Here is a 17,282-nt window from a genome sequence, read left to right as displayed (position 1 = left end):
GGTAGCGGGGCATGTGGGTAATAAGGCGAAAGTAAGTCGGAGCATATCAGCAAATCTTGTGATATTTGCAAATAATCCTATTGAAAATGTTCTTTTTTACAACAAAGAAATTTTTTCAATTTGTATATTTACTTTCCTTATATAGCAACGTTAAACTTTCGGCAATGCAAGATATATCACATTAGTCACATTCAATTTGCAAGCGGTAAGAGGCATCGGTGGCATCCAGGGGGGAGCGGCGCAGGCATTTGTTGAGTGCCTTGCAAGCTGCCGACAGCGGATCAATTTTTGATGATTGCGGAAGGTGGACGATGAAGGGCATGGCGTATCTGTTCGGCGGCGTCTGGCCTCGGCTGGCGCTGGCCGTCGCCACGGCGATCCTGGGCGGCTTGTGCAGCGCCGGCCTGATCACCGTGATCGGCGAAGGCATCAGCGGCATCAGCAGCGGCGCCGAGCTGGCCTGGATGTTCATCGGCCTGTGCGTGGCGACACTGATATTTCGCTCCGGCGCCACCGTGATGCTGATCCGCATCACGCAGACGGCCAGCCTGCGCCTGCGCATGGAACTGAGCGCCAAGCTGCTGGCCACGCCGCTGGCGCGCCAGCAGCAGATCGGCCGGGCGGAATTGCAGACCATCCTGACCGGCGACATCATGACGGTGACCCAGGCGCTGCACACGCTGCCGCTGATGATCAGCGACATCGTGCTGGTCTGCGCCTGTCTGGCCTACCTGGCCTGGCTGTCGAGCGAGCTGTTTACCATGCTGGTGGTGGCGCTGCTGGCAGGGCTGGTTTGCTATCTGCTGGCGCAGCGCATTCCCGTGCGCCATGCCGATGCGCTGCGCCAGCAGCTCGACGTGGTCAACCGCAATGTCTTTAACATGATTGCGGGGAGCAAGGAGCTGCAGCTCAACGCGCGCCGGCGCGCTTTTTTCCTCGGCGAGTTGGCGCGGCCCGCCGCCCAGCGCTTCCGCCAGCTGTTCGTGGCGGCGATGACGGGCTTCACGCTGGTCACCAATTTCGGCACGCTGCTGTTTTTCCTCATCGTCGGCGGCCTGCTGCTGATGCGCCCCATGCTGGCGGCGCCGGACGAGGCCATGCTGGGCCAGTATGCGCTGATCCTGCTGTATTTGTTGGGGCCGATCGGCTCGATGATGGCGGCGGTGCCGTCCATGCGCCAGGGCGCCATCGCGCTGCGCAAGATCGAACAGCTGGACGGGCGCTTGGCGCCGCCGGCCGCCGCCGCCGCCGCCGCCGGCGCCCAGCCTTTCGGCGATGGCGGGCCGTGTCACCTGGCGCTGCGCGGCCTGTACCATGAATACCAGGAAAGCGACGGCCGCAGCTTCAGCATCGGCCCGCTGAACTTCGAGGTGCGCGAAGGCGAGACCGTCTTTATCGTGGGCGGCAACGGCAGTGGCAAGACCACGCTGGCCATGCTGCTGTTGGGATTCTATGAACCGGGCGCGGGCGCGATCGAACTCAACGGACGGCGCGTCGATGGCGCCAACCGCGAAGCCTACCACCAGCATTTTTCCGCCGTGTTCGCCGACTTCCACCTGTTCGAGCATGTGCTGGACGGCGGCGCCGGCGATTGGTCGGAACGGGCCAATGCCTATCTCGGCAAGTTGGGCCTGGCGCACAAGGTAAGGGTCGAGCAAGGCCGTTTCAGCACCATCGACTTGTCCGCCGGCCAGCGCAAGCGGCTGGCCTTGGTGGCGGCCTACCTGGAAGACCGCCCGATCTATCTGTTCGATGAGTGGGCGGCCGACCAGGACCCCGAATTCAAGCGCGTGTTCTATACCGAGTTGCTGCCGGAACTGAAGCGGCGCGGCAAGATCGTGCTGGCCATCACCCATGACGATGCATATTTCCACTGCGCCGATCGGATCGTCAAATTGGACGAAGGCCGGTTGCATGAACTGACTGTCCATTGAAGGAGCTTGCCATGCGCCATATCCATTCTGTCTTGAGCGCCGCGCTGTTGTGCGGCGTGCTCGGGGTCGCCGGCGCCAGCCCGGAGGCGCCGGTGAGCACGGTCGATTTTTCCATGGTGCGCGTGCCGCACCAGACCGATATGGGCAGCCGGGTCGAAGTGCTGGAATTCTTTTCCTACCCTTGCCCGCATTGCAATATCTTCGATCCGATGCTGAACGCCTGGGCGGCGCCGCGTGCGAACGAGGTGGCGATCAAACGTGTGCATGTGGCGTTCGGTAAAAAAGGCGACGTCCATCAGCGGCTGTATTACACGCTGGAGGCGCTGGGCAAGGGCGAGGCCTTGCGCGGCGCGGTGTTCAAGGCGATTCACGCCGACGGCAACAAGCTGCGCAAGGAGCAGCAGGTGTTCGATTTCGCGGCGGCCCAAGGTCTCGACCGGCAGAAATTCATCGCCGCCTACCGCTCGGCCGACGTCGATGCGCGCGTCGCCGCCGCCGTGGCGATGGAGGAGCGCTACCGCATCGGCCAGATCCCCACCGTGTTCGTTGGCGGAAAATATATGACGGCGCCGTTCTACTTCCACAAGACGCCGAGCCTGTACGAGCGCGTCAGCAATTTTGTGCGCGGCACCGAGAAGCGCGATGCTTTCGAGCAGAAAAGCACGATCCAGGTGATCAACGCGCTGGTGGACAAAGAATTGCAGGAAGGCCGGGCTGAGCGCAGCGCGCGCGCCAATTGATGGAGTGGACAGCATGACCGTGTTGAATACCGCGCCTTGGATGGTGCGCCGCGCCACCCAGCCGGGCCGCATGCGCCTGTATTGCTTTGCCTATGCCGGCGGCAGCGCGGCGGTGTATGCGGGCTGGCAAAACCTGCTTGGTCCCGACATCGAAGTATGCGCCATCCAATTACCCGGCCGTGGCGGGCGCATCGCCGAGGCGCCACGGCGCGCGCTGCAGCCGCTGGTCGATGAGTTGGCGCTGGCCGTCGCCAACCAGCCGGCGCGGCCGTTCGCGCTGTTCGGCCATAGCCTGGGCGCCTTGATGGCGTTCGAGGTGGCGCAAGCGCTGCGCCTGCGCCGCTTGCCGCTGCCGTCGCACCTGTTCGTCTCGGGTTGTCGTGCGCCGTCGCTCGGCCGCGAAGCCAAGGGGCTGCACTTGTTGCCCAACCGTGAATTCATCGAGGCGCTGCGCGGCTATAACGGCACGCCGGCAGAAGTGCTCGGCAACGCCGAGCTGATGGCGCTGGTGATGCCGATGCTGCGCGCCGATTTCGCGCTGGTGGACGACTTCCGCTACCAGCGTCGGCCGGCGCTGCCGGTCGCGCTGACGGTGTTGGCTGGCCGTGACGACCAAGCGGCTACGCTCGACGGCATCGAAAACTGGGCGCTGGAAGCGGACGATTTCCGCGGCGTGCAGTGGTTCGACGGCGGCCACTTCTTCCTGCACAACGCCGGCGCCGCCATCGCCATCGCCGACAGCATCGCTCGGGCGCTGGCCGTCCAGCGGGCGGCGTAACGGCAATATCGGCAATATCGCTAACTCTGGCAGCGCCGGACCTTACTCATTCAACATCATCGGGGATATATGGATCAGCGCGGCGCATTCGAGTGTTCGACCTTGTTGCAGTTGCTCGCCTTCCGGGCGTCCGATGCGTCGCCCAGCGCGGCGGCGCCGGCGTTCACTTTCCTCAGCGATGGCCGGTCAGGCGGCGAAACGCTGACCTTCCGGGCGCTCGATGCGCGCGCCCGCATGGTGGCGGCGCAATTGCAGCGGCATGGCAAGGCGGGCGACCGGGTCTTGTTGGCGCTGCCGCCCGGCATGGATTACATCGTCGGCTTCTGGGGCTGCGTGTATGCGGGCATGGTGGCCGTGCCGGCGATGCCGCCGTCGAGCGCGCGCACCTTGCCGCGCCTGCGACTGATCGCGCGGGACGCCGGCGCCGCCATCGTGCTCAGTTCCGGTGCCACGCTGGCGCGCCTTCAGCAGTTCGATGCGGCCGTCCAGGCCAGCATGGGCGACGCCGTCTGGCTGCCGCTGGATAGCTTGCCTTGCCCCGCGCCGGCCTGGCGGCCGCCGACGCTGAGCGGCGCCGACTTGGCGTTCCTGCAATACACCTCCGGCTCGGTCGACGCGCCCAAGGGGGTCATGGTCAGCCACGCCAACGTGCTGGCGAACGCGGAATTGATCCGCGCCCGCCTGGAAGTGCGCGAGGCCGACGTGGTGGTGTCCTGGTTGCCACCGCACCATGACATGGGCCTGATCGGCACCATCCTTGCCAGCGTCTATTGCGGCTGCCATAGCGTCCAGCTGGCCCCCGCCACGTTTCTGCGCCGGCCGCATTTGTGGCTGCAGGCGATCAGCGATTACCGCGCCCGGATTACCGCCGCGCCCAATTTCGCCTACGACCTATGCGCCGCCAAAGTCAGCGACGCGCAATTGCAAGGGGTGCGGCTCGATACGCTTGAGCATGCGTTGAACGGCGCCGAACCGGTGCGCGCCGCCACGCTGGCGGCCTTCAACGGGCGCTTTGCCGGTTGCGGCCTGCGGCCGGGAGCGGTGCGGCCGGTCTACGGGCTGGCCGAAGCGACCTTGCTGGTGACGGCCAACACCGCCGGCGCGCACGGTCTGGCGCAGAGCGCGCAATTCAGCCGGACGGCGCTGGCCCAAGGGCGCGCCGCCGAAGCGGCCGACGAGGCCGATGGCGTCGAGCTGGTCTCGGTCGGCATTGCCGGCGACGGCCATCATCAGGTGCGGCTGGTGGACCCGCAAACGCAGTGTCCGGCCGCAGCGGACTGTATCGGCGAAATCTGGGTGCGCGGACCGTCGGTGGCGTCCGGCTACTGGGGCCGGCCGGAACAGAGCGCGCGCACCTTCGGCGCGCGCCTGCAAGCCGGCGGCGGCAGCTATCTGCGCACCGGCGACCTTGGCGTGTGGCGAAACGGCGAACTGTACATTGCCGGCCGCAGCAAGGACATGATGATTTTCAACGGCCGCAACGTCTATCCGCAGGATATCGAAGCATCGGTCGAGTCGTTGCACGCCGGCTTCCGCCGCAATGGCTGCGCCGCCTTCGCCGTCGAGCAGGACGCGGCGGCGCAGCTGGTCCTGGTGCAGGAAATCGAATCGCGCAGCCGGCCCGAGTTCGAACTGGCGCTGGGCCTGGTGCGCGCCGAACTGGCCGAACAGTACGAACTGACCGACCTGGCCGGCGTGCTGTTCGTGCCGGCCGGCGCCTTGCCGCGTACCTCGAGCGGCAAAATTCAGCGCGGCCGCTGCCGCGAGATTTACCTGGACGGCCAATTCGACGCCCTGTGGTCGTGGCGTGGCGATGGCGCCGCCGACGAGCATGCCGCGCCGCGCGGCCCCACCGAGGCGCGCCTGGCGGCGCTCTGGGCCAGGCTGCTGGATTTGCCGCAGGTATCGGCCGACGCGGACTTCTTCGCGCTGGGGGGCCATTCGCTGCTGGCGGGCCAGGTGCTGGGCCAGGTCGCCGAGCAGTTTGGCGTGACCCTCAGTATGCGCGAGCTGTTCGGCGCCACCACGGTGCGTGCGCTGGCGGCGCTGATCGACCGGCAGGGCGCGCCCGCCGCGAACGCCGCGTCGGTGGCGCCGGTGGCGCCGCCCGGCATGCCCGCAACCGGCGCCGACGGCGCGGCCATGCCGCTGACGCTGGCGCAGCAACGCCTGTGGTTCGTCGAGCAGTTGACGCCGGCCGCCGCTGGCGCGCATTTGTTGACGCTGGGGCTGCGCCTGGGCGGCCTGCTGGATGTGCCGGCGCTGCAGGCGGCGCTCGATGCCGTGCTGGCGCGCCACCAGGCGCTGCGGCTGCGCATGGCGGCCGCCGATGGCGTGCCATACCAGCTGGTCGATAGCGCGGCATGCCGATTTCCACTACGCGTCGATGATCTGGGCACAGCGCCTGAGCGGGCGCTGGAGCAGGTTCTGGCGGCCGATCTGGCGCAGCCGCTCGACCTGACGCAAGCGCCGCTGGCGCGGGCGCGCCTGTTGCGCGAGGAGCCGCAGCGCCATTTGCTGCTGCTGACGCTGCACCATATCGTGGCGGATGCTTGGTCCGTGGGAGTGTTGCTGAACGATCTGGCGGCGGCCTATGGCGCGCTGTGCCGGGGGGAAGCGGCGGCGCTGGCGCCGCTGACGCTGCAATATGCCGATGTCGTGGGCTGGCAGCGGCAGGCCCTGACAGCGGCGCAGCTGGAGCAAGGTTTGACATACTGGCAACGCAGCCTGTCCGGCGCGCCGGAATTGCTTGCGTTGCCCAGCGACCGTCCGCGTGCCGCCGTCGCCACGTTTGCCGGCGGCCGCCTGGCGCTGGCGCTGCCGGCCGAACTGACGGCGGCCTTGCGCGCGCTGGCGCGGCGCCGTGGCGCCACGCTGTATATGACATTGCTGGCCGGCTGGTCCATCGTGCTGGCCCGCTGGAGCGGCCAGGACGACATCGTCATCGGCACGCCGCTGGCCAACCGCGACCGGGCGGAATGGCGCGGCCTGGTGGGGCTGTTTGCCAATACCGTCGCCTTGCGACTGAGGCCGCAGGCCGATGCCAGTGCGGCCGCCGTGCTGGAGCAGGCGCGTAGTGCCTTGCTGGACGCGTTCGATCACCAACATGTGCCATTCGAACGGGTGGTCGAGGCGCTGCGGCCGGCACGCAGCATGTCCTACGCGCCGCTGTTCCAGGTGATGTTCTCGCTGACCGCCATGGCCGCGCCCACGCTGGCCGGCCTGGACGTGGAGGAGTTGCCCTTGCCCGGCGCCGGCAGCCAGTTCGACCTGTTCTTGACCCTCAACGAGACTGGCGGGGAAGTCGCCGGCAGCCTGGCCTATGCGGCGGATCTGTTCGACGGCGCCACGATGGAACGGCTGACGCGGCATTACCTGTCGGTGTTGGCCGGGATGGCCGCCGACGAAAGCCAAAGCGTGGCGGCCTTGCCGCTGTTGTCGGCGGCGGAGCGCGCACTGCTGATCGACGGCTGGAACGACACCGCCCACCCCTATGAAGAAGCTAGGCTGATCCACCAGTTGTTCGAACGCCAGGCGCAGGCGCAGCCGGACGCGCCTGCGCTGGAGGGAACGCAGCAAGTGAGCTATGGCGAACTGAATCGGCGGGCCAACCGGATCGCCCATGCGCTGCTGGCGGCCGGGGTGCGGCCCGGCACGCGGGTGGCCATTTGCGCCGGGCGCGGGGCCGGCATGATCGCCGGCCTGCTGGGGATTTTAAAGGCCGGCGCCGCCTATGTGCCGCTCGATCCGGCTTATCCGGCCGACCGGCTGGCTTACATGTTGAGCGACAGCGCGCCGGTGGCGCTGCTGTGCGAGGCGGCGCTGGCAGCCATCGCGCCGCTGCCGTTGCCCTGCGTGCTGCTGGATGGCGCGGAAGCCGGCGCCACGCTGGCGGGCATGGCGGACACCAATCCGTGCTTGCCGGCGGTGCCCGGCCAGGCGGCCTATATGATTTTCACCTCCGGCTCGACCGGTAAGCCCAAGGGCGTGCTGGTGGCGCATGGCGGCGTGCTCAATCTGCTGTCGGCGATGGGCCGGGCGCTGGCGCTCGACAGGCGCGAGCGGGTGCTGTCGCTGACCACGATCGGTTTTGACATCGCCGCGCTGGAGCTGTACCTGCCGTTGACGACGGGCGGCAGCGTGGTGCTGATCGGGCGCGACACGGCGGCCGACGGGGCGGCGCTGGCGCAAGCCTTGGCCGCGCATAGGCCGACCCTGGTGCAAGCCACGCCCAGCGTCTGGCGCATGCTGCTCGACGCCGGCTGGCATGGTGCGCCCGGACTGAAAGCGATCAGCGGCGGCGAAGCGCTGCCGGCCGCGCTGGCGCGGCAGCTGCACCCGCTGGTGGGGGCGCTGTGGAATGCGTATGGCCCAACCGAGACCACGATCTGGTCGATGTTGGCGCGCTATACGGCGGAGCTGGGCGAACATGGCGGCGTGGTGCCGCTCGGGCGGCCGCTGGACAACACCCAGGTGTACCTGCTGGACGCGGGCGGGCAACTGGTGCCGCCGGGCGCGGTGGGGGAAATCTGCATCGGCGGCGCCGGGGTGGCGCACGGTTACTGGGGGCGCGCGCAGCTGAACGCGGAACGCTTCGTCGCCGACGCCTACGGCCGCCGCGCGGGGGGGCGCCTGTACCGCACGGGCGACCTGGGCCGCTGGCGCGCCGATGGCGTGCTCGATTACCTGGGCCGCAATGACTTCCAGGTCAAATTGCGCGGCCACCGCATCGAATTGGGCGAAATCGAGCAGACCTTGCAGCAGCACGCGGCGGTGGCGCAAGCGGCGGTGCTGGCTTGGCCGGACGCCGCGGGCGAGCCGCGCCTGGTCGCCTACCTGACGCCGGCCGCGACGGCGGCGGCGCCAGCACCGGCGCCCTCGTTCAGCCTGTTTTATTTCGGCGCCGAACCGGCCGACGACGGCGATCAATACCGCTTGTACCTGGAGGCCGCCCGTTATGCGGACGAGCAGGGCTTCGAGGCGATCTGGACGCCCGAGCGCCATTTCCATGAGGTGGGCCAGTTATATCCGAATCCATCGCTGCTGAGCGCCGCACTGGCGACGATGACGCGCCGCGTGCATCTGCGCGCGGGCAGTGTCGTGCTGCCGCTGCACAATCCGTTGCGCGTGGCCGAGGAGTGGGCCGTGGTCGACAATCTGTCACGCGGCCGGGCCGGCATCGCCGTGGCCTCGGGCTGGCACCCGCGCGATTTCGCGCTGATGCCGCAGAACTATCAGCAACGCAAACAAGTCATGGCCGACGGTATCGGCATGCTGCGCGCGCTCTGGTCCGGCGCCCAGCTGACGGTGGCCGGCGGCGATGGCCAGCCGGTGGCGCTGCGCGTCTACCCGCGGCCGGTGCAGGCGCAATTGCCGCTGTGGGTGACTGCGGCCGGCAATCCCGATACCTTCGCGCAGGCCGGCCGCGAAGGTGCAAACGTGTTGACCCATTTGCTGGGCCAATCGATCGAACAACTGGCGGCGCAGATCGCCGTGTACCGCGAGGCGCGTCGCGCCCATGGCCACGATGCGGCCCAAGGTCGGGTGACCTTGATGATCCATACCTATGTGGGCGAGGACCTTGGCGCCACCCTTGAGCGGGCCCGCGCGCCTTTCCTGCGCTACCTGCGCGCCCATCTGGGCTTGCTGGAAGCGCTGGTGCGCAGCCTGGGCCTGACGCCGGAAGACAGTTCGCCCGACACCCTGGAAAGCATCGTCGGCCACGCCTTCGAGCGTTACAGCAAAACCGCCGCGCTGATCGGCACACCGCAGAGCTGCCTGGCCGTGGTGCGGCAGTTGCATGCGGTCGGTGTCGATGAAGTGGCGTGCCTGATCGACTGGATGGATGCGGACGCGGCGTTGCAAGGCTTGCCGTGGCTGAAGCGATTGCAGGAATCGGGCGGCACGGTGTCGGCGACGGCGACGCCGCGTCAGTTGCGCAGTCATTTGCAGCAGACGCTGCCGGACTACATGCTGCCGGCCGCCTATGTGTGGCTGGATCGCTTCCCGCTCACGCCGAATGGCAAGCTGGCGCGCGCGGCGCTGCCGGCGCCGCAGCCGGACTGGCAGTCGCCGGCGGCCGACCATGTCGAGCCGGAAGGCGCCGCCGAGCAGGGCTTGGCGCGCATCTGGCGCGAATTGCTGCAAGTGGCGAGCGTCGGACGGCATGACGATTTCTTCGAGTTGGGCGGCCATTCGCTGCTGGCGGCGCAGATGGTGGCGCGGGTGCGCAGCGAGCTGGGCGCCGAGCTGGCGCTGCGCATGGTGTTCGCCACGCCGACGCTGGCGGCGCTGGCGGCGCCGCTGGCGACACAGGCGGCGCAGCCGGACCAGCCGATCGCCATCGTGGCGCGCGATGGCGTGCTGCCGCTGTCGTGGGCGCAGCAGCGCATGTGGTTCCTCGACCGCTATGACGCGCAGGCCGGCGCCGCCTATAACATGGCTGCCGGCTTGCTGCTGGAAGGGCCGCTGTCGCGCGCGGCGCTGCTGGCCGCGCTGGAACGGGTGGTGGCGCGGCATGAAGGCTTGCGCACCACCTTTGTCGATACAGGGACCGGGCCGGCGCAGCAGATCATGCCGCCCGGCGCGCCGTTTGCGCTGCTGGAAGCGGATTTGAGCGCACTGGCCGGGCATGAACAAGACAGCGCGGTGGAGCGCCAGGCGCTCGACGAAATCGGCGCGCGCTTCGACCTGGCGGCCGGACCGCTGGTGCGCGGCCGCCTGCTGCGCCTGGGCGCGGCGCGTCACGTGCTGCTGATTACCCGTCACCACATCGTCTCCGACGGTTGGTCGACCGGGGTGCTGGTACGCGAACTAAGCGCCTTGTATGGCGCTTTCAGCCAGGGCCTGCCCGATCCATTGCCGCCGCTGGCCGTGCAGTATGCCGATTTCGCCAACTGGCAGCGCGGCTGGCTGGACGCCGAGCGGATACGCCTTTACGCCGCGTTCTGGAAGGATTACCTGGCCGGCTCGCCAGAGCTACTGAGCTTGCCGGCCGACCGGCCGCGTCCAGCCTTGCAAAGCTATGCCGGCGCCAAGGTTCAAATCACGCTGGCGCCGGCGCTGCTGGCGCGTTTGCGCGCGCTGTCGCAGCGCCATGGCGTGACGTTGTTCATGACGCTGCTGGCCGGCTGGGGCGCCTTGCTGGGCCGTCTGGCCGGCCAGGACACGGTGGTGGTGGGCACGCCGGTGGCGAACCGGCCGCGGCGCGAACTGGAGCCGCTGATTGGTTACTTCGCCAATACGCTGGCATTGCCGGTGGAGTTGGGCGGCGATCCGACTGTGGCGCTGTTGCTGGCGCAGAGCAAGCAGCGCTGCGCGGCGGCCTTTGCGCACCAGGAGTTGCCCTTCCAGCAGGTGGTGGAAGCGCTGCAACCAGTCCGCAACCAGAGCCACCATCCGCTGTTTCAAACCATGCTGACGCTGGAGAACGCCTGGGACGCCGGCGAACTGGCGCTGCGCGGGCTGGCGCTGCGGCCGATCGACCTGCCGCAGATGAACAGCCATTTCGACCTGGCGTTGACGCTCACTGAAATCGATGGCGCCATGCACGGCCGGCTCGACTACGCCACGGCGCTGTTCGACGCCGCCAGCGTCGAGCGCTTCGGCGCCTATCTGCTGGCGCTGCTGGACGGCATGGCCGACGGCGACCAGTTGCGCATCGGCGCGCTACCGCTGTTGAGCGCGGCCCAGCAACGCCAGGTGCTGGTGGAGTTCAATGGCGGCGCGCAGCCGGCCGCCGACACGGCGCTGATCCATCTGCGCTTTGAGCGCCAGGCGGCGCGCCAGCCGGATGCGCCGGCCGTCAGCGACGGCACCGTCACGCTCAGCTACGGCGAGTTGAACCGCCGTGCCAACGGTCTGGCCCAACGTTTGCTGGCGCTGGGCGTGCGGCCAGACCAGCGCGTCGCGCTGCTGGCGCCGCGCGGCGTCGGCCTGCTGTGCGGCCTGCTGGGCATATTGAAAGCCGGTTGCGCCTATGTGCCGCTGGATCCCGCTTCGCCGCCCGAACGGCTGGCGCATATGCTGGTCGACAGCGCCGCGGTGGCGCTGCTGGCGCCGGCCGCGCTGCACGCCGCGCTGCCGCCGTTGCCGCTGCCGTTGCCACTGGTGGACCTGGACGATGCGCTGCTGGCCAGCGACGACAATCCCGATCCGGCGGCGCTTGGCTTGCGCAGCACTCACCTGGCCTATGTGATTTACACGTCCGGCTCGACCGGCCTGTCGAAGGGGGTCATGGTGCAGCATCAGTCGGCCGTCAATTTCGCCGATGTGCTGGCGGCGACCATCCACGCGCCCTTGCCGCCCCGTTCGCGGATCGGTTTGAATGCGGCGTTCACCTTCGATATGTCGCTCAAAGGCATATTGCAGCTGCTGGCCGGGCATTGTGTGGTCGTGATTCCGCAGCAGATCCGCGCCGATGGCGCGGCCTTGCTGGAATTCTTGCGGCGCCAGCGCATCGTTTCGTTCGACAGCACGCCGTCGCAGCTGAACGTGTTGCTGGCGGCGGGCCTGGCCGAGGACGCCGTGCCGGAGCTGGCCAGCGTGTTGCTGGGTGGTGAAGCGATCGGCGCGGCGCTGTGGCGCACCCTGGCCGGCGCGCCGGGCCTTGTGTATTGGAATATGTATGGACCGACCGAATGCACGGTCGATGCCACCATCTGCCGCATAGAAGGGCAGGCGCCGCATATCGGTGCGCCGATCGCCAATCTGCAGGCTTATGTGCTGGATGCCCGCATGCGGCCCGTGCCGCCGGGCGTGGCGGGTGAACTGTACATCGGCGGGGCCGGTGTGGCGCGCGGCTACTTGGGCCGTCCGGCGTTGACTGCGGAGCGCTTCGTGGCCGACCCGTTCGGCGCGCCTGGCGCGCGGCTGTACCGCACCGGCGACATGGCGCGCTGGCGCATGGCCGGGCAATTGGAATACCTGGGGCGCAACGACTTCCAGGTCAAGGTGCGCGGCTTCCGTGTCGAACTCGGTGAAATCGAAGCGCACCTGAGCGCTTGCGAGGGCGTGCGCGAAGCGGTGGTGCTGGCGCGCAGCGAGGACGGCGAGATGTGCCTTGCCGCCTATGTGGTGGCGATGCCGGGTAGCGCGCCGACGCCATTGGCGCTGCGCACCGCACTGGCGGCCAGCCTGCCCGAATACATGCTGCCGGTCGCCTATCAGCTACTGGCGGCGCTGCCGCTGACGCGCAACGGCAAGCTGGACCGTGCCGCCTTGCCCGCGCCCGACCAGTCGGCATACGCGGTGCGCGCCTATGAGGCGCCGCAAGGGGCGGCCGAAGCGGCGGTGGCGACCATCCTGTGCGATCTGCTGGGAATCGAGCGGGTCGGCCGCCACGACAGCTTCTTTGAGCTGGGCGGCCACTCCATGCTGGCGGTGCGCTTGCAAATGCGCTTGCGCGAGGCGCTGCGGGCGGAGGTCGAATTGCGCGATCTGTTCGCCAATCCCAGCGTGGCGGAACTGGCGCGGCTGGCTGAGCGCGCGGCGCCGGCGCGGCCGTCGGCGATCCCTGCCATTCCGCGCGAAGGCAGGCTGGCGCTGTCGTTCGCGCAGCAGCGGCTCTGGTTGCTGGATCAAATGGACGCCGATGCCGGCGCCGCCTACCACATGCCGGCCGCCCTGCGCCTGTCTGGCCCGCTGCGGCGCGACGCCTTGCAAGCGGCGCTGGATGCGCTGCTGGCGCGCCATGAGAGCTTGCGCACGCGCTTTGTCCGCGACGGATACGAGCCGGTGCTGCGCATCGATCCACCCGGCAGTTTGATGCTGGCCGAAACCGACCTGTCGGCGCTGCCGGCCGGCGCCCGCAGCGCTGCCGTGCAACAGGCGGCGCAGGCGGAATTTGCGCGCCGTTTCGACCTGTCGGCCGGGCCGCTGGTGCGCGCCGGTTTGTTGCTCCTGGCGGAAGACGAGCATGTGCTGCTGGTGACCCAGCACCATATCGTCTCCGATGGCTGGTCGATCGGCGTGTTGGTCAGTGAACTCGGTGCGCTGTATGAGGCGCACTGCCTCGGCCTGCCGCAACCGCTGGCGCCGCTGGAGATCCAGTACGCGGACTACGCCCATTGGCAGCGCCAGTGGCTGCAGGGCGAACGTCTGCAGCAACAGCTGGGCTATTGGAGCAGCCATTTGCAGGGCGCACCGGCGCTGCTGGCGCTGCCGACCGACCGGCCGCGTCCGCCGCAGCAAGACTATCGCGGCGCGCGACTTGGCCTGGCCTTGCCGGCCGCGCTGACGGCGCAATTGAAGTCGCTGGCGCAGCGCCACCGCGCCAGTCTGTTCATCGTGCTGCTGGCCGGCTGGTCGGCGCTGATGGCTCGCCTGAGCGGGCAGCCTGACGTGGTCACCGGGGTGGCCTTCGCCAATCGCCAGCAGCGCGAAACCGAGCGGCTGATCGGCTTCTTTGTCAATACGCTGCCGGTGCGGGTGCCGGCCGGCGGCGGCGACGTGGCCGCGCTGGTGGACCAGGTGCGCGAGGCGATGTTGGCGGCGGACCGCCATCAGCAGGCGCCGTTCGAACAGATCGTCGAAGCGGTCCGGCCGCCGCGCAGCAGCAGTTACAGCCCGCTGTTCCAGACCCTGCTCACGATGAACCACGCGGCCGGACAGGATGCGCTGCGGCTGGCCGGGCTGGAGCTGGCGCCGCTCGACTCCGGCCATGTCATGGCCAAGGTCGATTTGTCGTTGTCGCTGCGTGAATGCGACGGCGGCGTCGCCGGCGAACTGGTGTTTGCCAGTGCCCTGTTCGAGCCTGCCAGCGCCGAGCGTATCGCCCAATGCTACGCCACCTTGCTGGCGGCGATGGCGCAGGACGAGCGCCGCGCGCTGTGCCAGCTGCCGCTGCTCGATGCTGCCCAGCGCCGCCATGTGTTGGAGCATTTCAACCCTGCGGCCAGCACTTATCCGCATGACGTGCCGCTGCACGCGCTGTTCGAACGGCATGCGGCGGCGCGGCCGGGCGCGCCCGCCGTGCGCAGTGGGGAGCAGGTGCTCACCTATGGAGAACTGAATGAACGCGCCAACCGCCTGGCGCATATGTTGGCCGGCTTGGGCGCTGCGGCCGAACGGCGCGTCGCTGTTTGCGCGCGGCGCGGCGTGGCCTTGCTGGTCGGGGTGCTGGCGGTCCTGAAATCCGGCGCGGCCTATGTGCCGCTCGATCCGGACGCCCCGGCCGAACGCTTGCGCGCCATGCTCGACGATGGCGCGTTTGCGGCGATGCTGCTTGAGGACGAGGTGCCGCTGCCGTGCGCCAGCGTCATGCCGGTGCTCCTGCTCGATGCGCAGGCGTCGGTGGCATTCGGCCAGGCGACCCACAATCCGCTCTTGCCGGCATGGGACGGGCGCGCGCTGGCCTACCTGATCTACACGTCGGGTTCGACGGGTACGCCAAAAGGCGTGATGCTTGAACACCGCAGCGTGGTGCGTCTGGTGTCCGGCAATCCCTATATCGCCATCGGCCCGGACGACTGCGTGGCCTGGTGCGCCAATCCGGCCTTCGACGCCGCAGCGTGGGAAATCTGGATTGCGCTGGCCAATGGCGCCTGCCTGGCACCGGTGGGGCAAACGCAGTTGTTCGACGCGGAGGCGTTGGGCGCGCTGCTGCGTGCCGAGCAAGTGACGGTACTGCACCTGACGGCGGGCCTGTTCCGCCAGCATGCGGCAGGTATGGCCGAGGTATTCCCGTCGTTGCGCTGCCTGCTGTTCGGCGGCGACCAGTCCGACGTGGCGACCGTCGCCGGCGTGCTGGAACGCGGCGCGCCGGCCAGCCTGGTGCATTGCTATGGGCCGACTGAAACCACCACCTTTGCCGCCACCTGGCAAGCCGCCAAGCTGGTGCCCGGACAGCAGGTACTGCCGATCGGGAAACCGATCGCCAATACCGCCATCTATGTTCTGGACCAGCAGCTGGAACCGATGCCGGTCGGCGTGGCTGGCGAGATTCATATCGGCGGCCCGGGCGTGGCACGCGGCTATGCCGACCAGCCCGGCCTGACGGCGCAAGCCTTCATTGCCGATCCGTTCAGCGCCGAGCCACAAGGACGCATGTACCGTACTGGCGACCTGGGGCGCTGGCGTGCCGACGGCACGCTGGAATACCTCGGCCGCAATGACTTCCAGATAAAGATCCGCGGCTTCCGCGTCGAACTGGGCGAAATCGAAGCGTGCCTGGCGCGTTGCGCCGGGGTGCGCCAGGCGCTGGTGGTGGCGCGGCCGGACGGCGCGGGCGGTCAACGGCTGGTGGCCTACTTACAAGGTGGGGAAGGCGGGGAGGGCGCTGATCCGGCGGCACTGCGCGCCGCATTGGCCGGGCAACTGCCCGATTACATGCTGCCGTCGGCCTTCGTCATGCTGGAGCAATGGCCACTGACGCCGAACGGCAAGGTGGACCGGGCGGCGCTGCCGGAACCGGACCAGCAGGCGGTGGCCAGCCGGGAGTACGTGGCGCCGCTGGGACCGACCGAACAGGCGCTGGCATTGCTCTGGCAGGAGCTGCTGGGCCTGGAGCGGGTCGGCCGCGACGACCATTTCTTCGAGCTGGGCGGCCATTCGCTGCTGGTGGTGCGGATGATGGAGCGCTTGCGCGAGCAGGGCTGGCAGGCCGAGGTGCGCACGGTGTTTGCGCAGCCGACGTTGCGCGCGTTGGCGCAAGCGCTGGCTACGGCGCGCCAGGATGGCGTGGAAGCAGACGGAATCGGGCAGGGCGGCGCGCTGATCCCGCCCGGCTGCAGCGTCATCACGCCGGACATGGTGCCGCTGGCCGATGTGGACGTCGCCGGCCTGGCGCGCATCGCCGCGCTGGTGCCGGGCGGCGCGGCCAATATCGCCGACATTTATCCGCTTGGACCGCTACAGGAAGGAATCCTGTTCCATCACTTGCTGCAAACGACAGGCGACGCCTATTTGCAGCGCCTGGTGCTGGGCTTTGAAGGCCGTGCCGCGCTCGACGGCTTTGTCGAGGCGTTGCAGGGGGTATTGCAGCGGCATGAAGTGCTGCGCACCTGCGTGCAGTGGGAAGGACTGGCGCGCCCGGTGCAGGTAGTGCAGCGCAGCGTGGCGCTGGAACTGCAACTGCTGACGGTCGATGCCAACGCCAACGCCAACGCCAACGCCAACGCCAACGCCGATGCGCTGGCGCAGCTGCTTGAACACAGCGACCCGGCGCGCATCCGCATCGATGTGCGGCAGGCGCCGCTGCTGGCGCTGCAATGCATGGCGGAACCCGGCACGGGTCGCTGGCTGCTGGCGCTGCTGTACCACCATATGGTCTGCGACCATGTCACGCTGGAGCTGCTGATGGGGGAAATCGGCGAGCTGCTGGCCGGACGCGAACTGGCGCCGGCATTGGCGCGGCACAGCTACCGCGCCTTCATCGCCCGCACGCTGGCGGCACCGCAAGAGCAGCACGAAGCCTACTTCCGCGCCATGCTGGGCGATGTGGCCGAGCCGACAGCGCCGTTCGGCGTGCTGGATGTGCGCGGCGGCGGCCAGCAGGTGCGCGAGGCGCGGCTGAGGCTCGACGATGAGGTGCAGGCGGCATTGCGCCTGCAAGCGCGCCGGCTTGGCATGGCGCCGGCGGTGTTGTTCCACGTCGCGTTTGGCCAAGTGCTGGCGCAGTGTGCCGGCCGCGATGACGTGGTGTTCGGCACGGTGCTGTCGGGTCGCCTGCAGGGCGGTAGCGCCAGCGCCGCATTGGGCATGTACATCAATACGCTGCCATTGCGGCTGCGGCTGGGCGGCGCCGGAGTATTGCAAGCGGTGCGCACTTGCCAGCAAGCGCTGGCCGGCTTGCTGGCCCACGAACAGGCGTCGTTGGGACTGGCGCAGCGT

Annotated in this window: 5 protein-coding genes (1 of these 5 cut by a window edge); 4 read left to right on the top strand and 1 reads right to left on the bottom strand. The window is 68.5% G+C overall.

Going from position 1 to position 17,282, the window contains the following annotated elements:
• Nucleotides 1-181 precede the first annotated feature (181 nt).
• Nucleotides 182-322, bottom strand: coding sequence for a hypothetical protein (locus H7U20_RS20470; protein ID WP_199760979.1), 141 nt, complete (start codon nt 320-322; stop codon nt 182-184).
• Between H7U20_RS20470 and H7U20_RS20465 the strand changes: the two genes are divergently transcribed.
• The 4 genes from H7U20_RS20465 to H7U20_RS20450 all read left to right on the top strand — a co-directional run.
• Nucleotides 321-1,934 (top strand): cyclic peptide export ABC transporter, encoded by a 1,614-nt coding sequence (locus tag H7U20_RS20465; protein WP_199760978.1) that lies wholly within the window; start codon nt 321-323, stop codon nt 1,932-1,934. The genes H7U20_RS20470 and H7U20_RS20465 overlap by 2 nt on opposite strands.
• An 11-nt stretch (nt 1,935-1,945) precedes the next feature.
• Nucleotides 1,946-2,674: a thiol:disulfide interchange protein DsbA/DsbL gene (locus H7U20_RS20460; RefSeq protein WP_199760977.1), complete on the top strand. Its 729-nt coding sequence runs from the start codon at nt 1,946-1,948 to the stop codon at nt 2,672-2,674.
• 13 nt (nt 2,675-2,687) lie between these two features.
• On the top strand, nt 2,688-3,452 hold the full coding sequence (locus tag H7U20_RS20455) for a thioesterase II family protein (RefSeq protein ID WP_233410940.1): 765 nt from the start codon (nt 2,688-2,690) through the stop codon (nt 3,450-3,452).
• A gap of 102 nt (nt 3,453-3,554) precedes the next feature.
• Nucleotides 3,555-17,282 carry the 5' portion of a non-ribosomal peptide synthase/polyketide synthase gene (locus H7U20_RS20450; protein ID WP_233410939.1) on the top strand. 5,475 nt of this gene lie beyond the right edge of the window, so 13,728 of the gene's 19,203 nt are visible here — the first part of the coding sequence; its start codon is at nt 3,555-3,557; its stop codon lies beyond the right edge, outside the window.

The sequence above is a fragment of the Rugamonas violacea genome, from assembly GCF_016461825.1.
Lineage (GTDB): Bacteria > Pseudomonadota > Gammaproteobacteria > Burkholderiales > Burkholderiaceae_D > Rugamonas.
The sequence above is the reverse complement of the archived record's forward strand: the minus strand, read 5'-3'. Positions and strand labels throughout refer to the sequence as shown.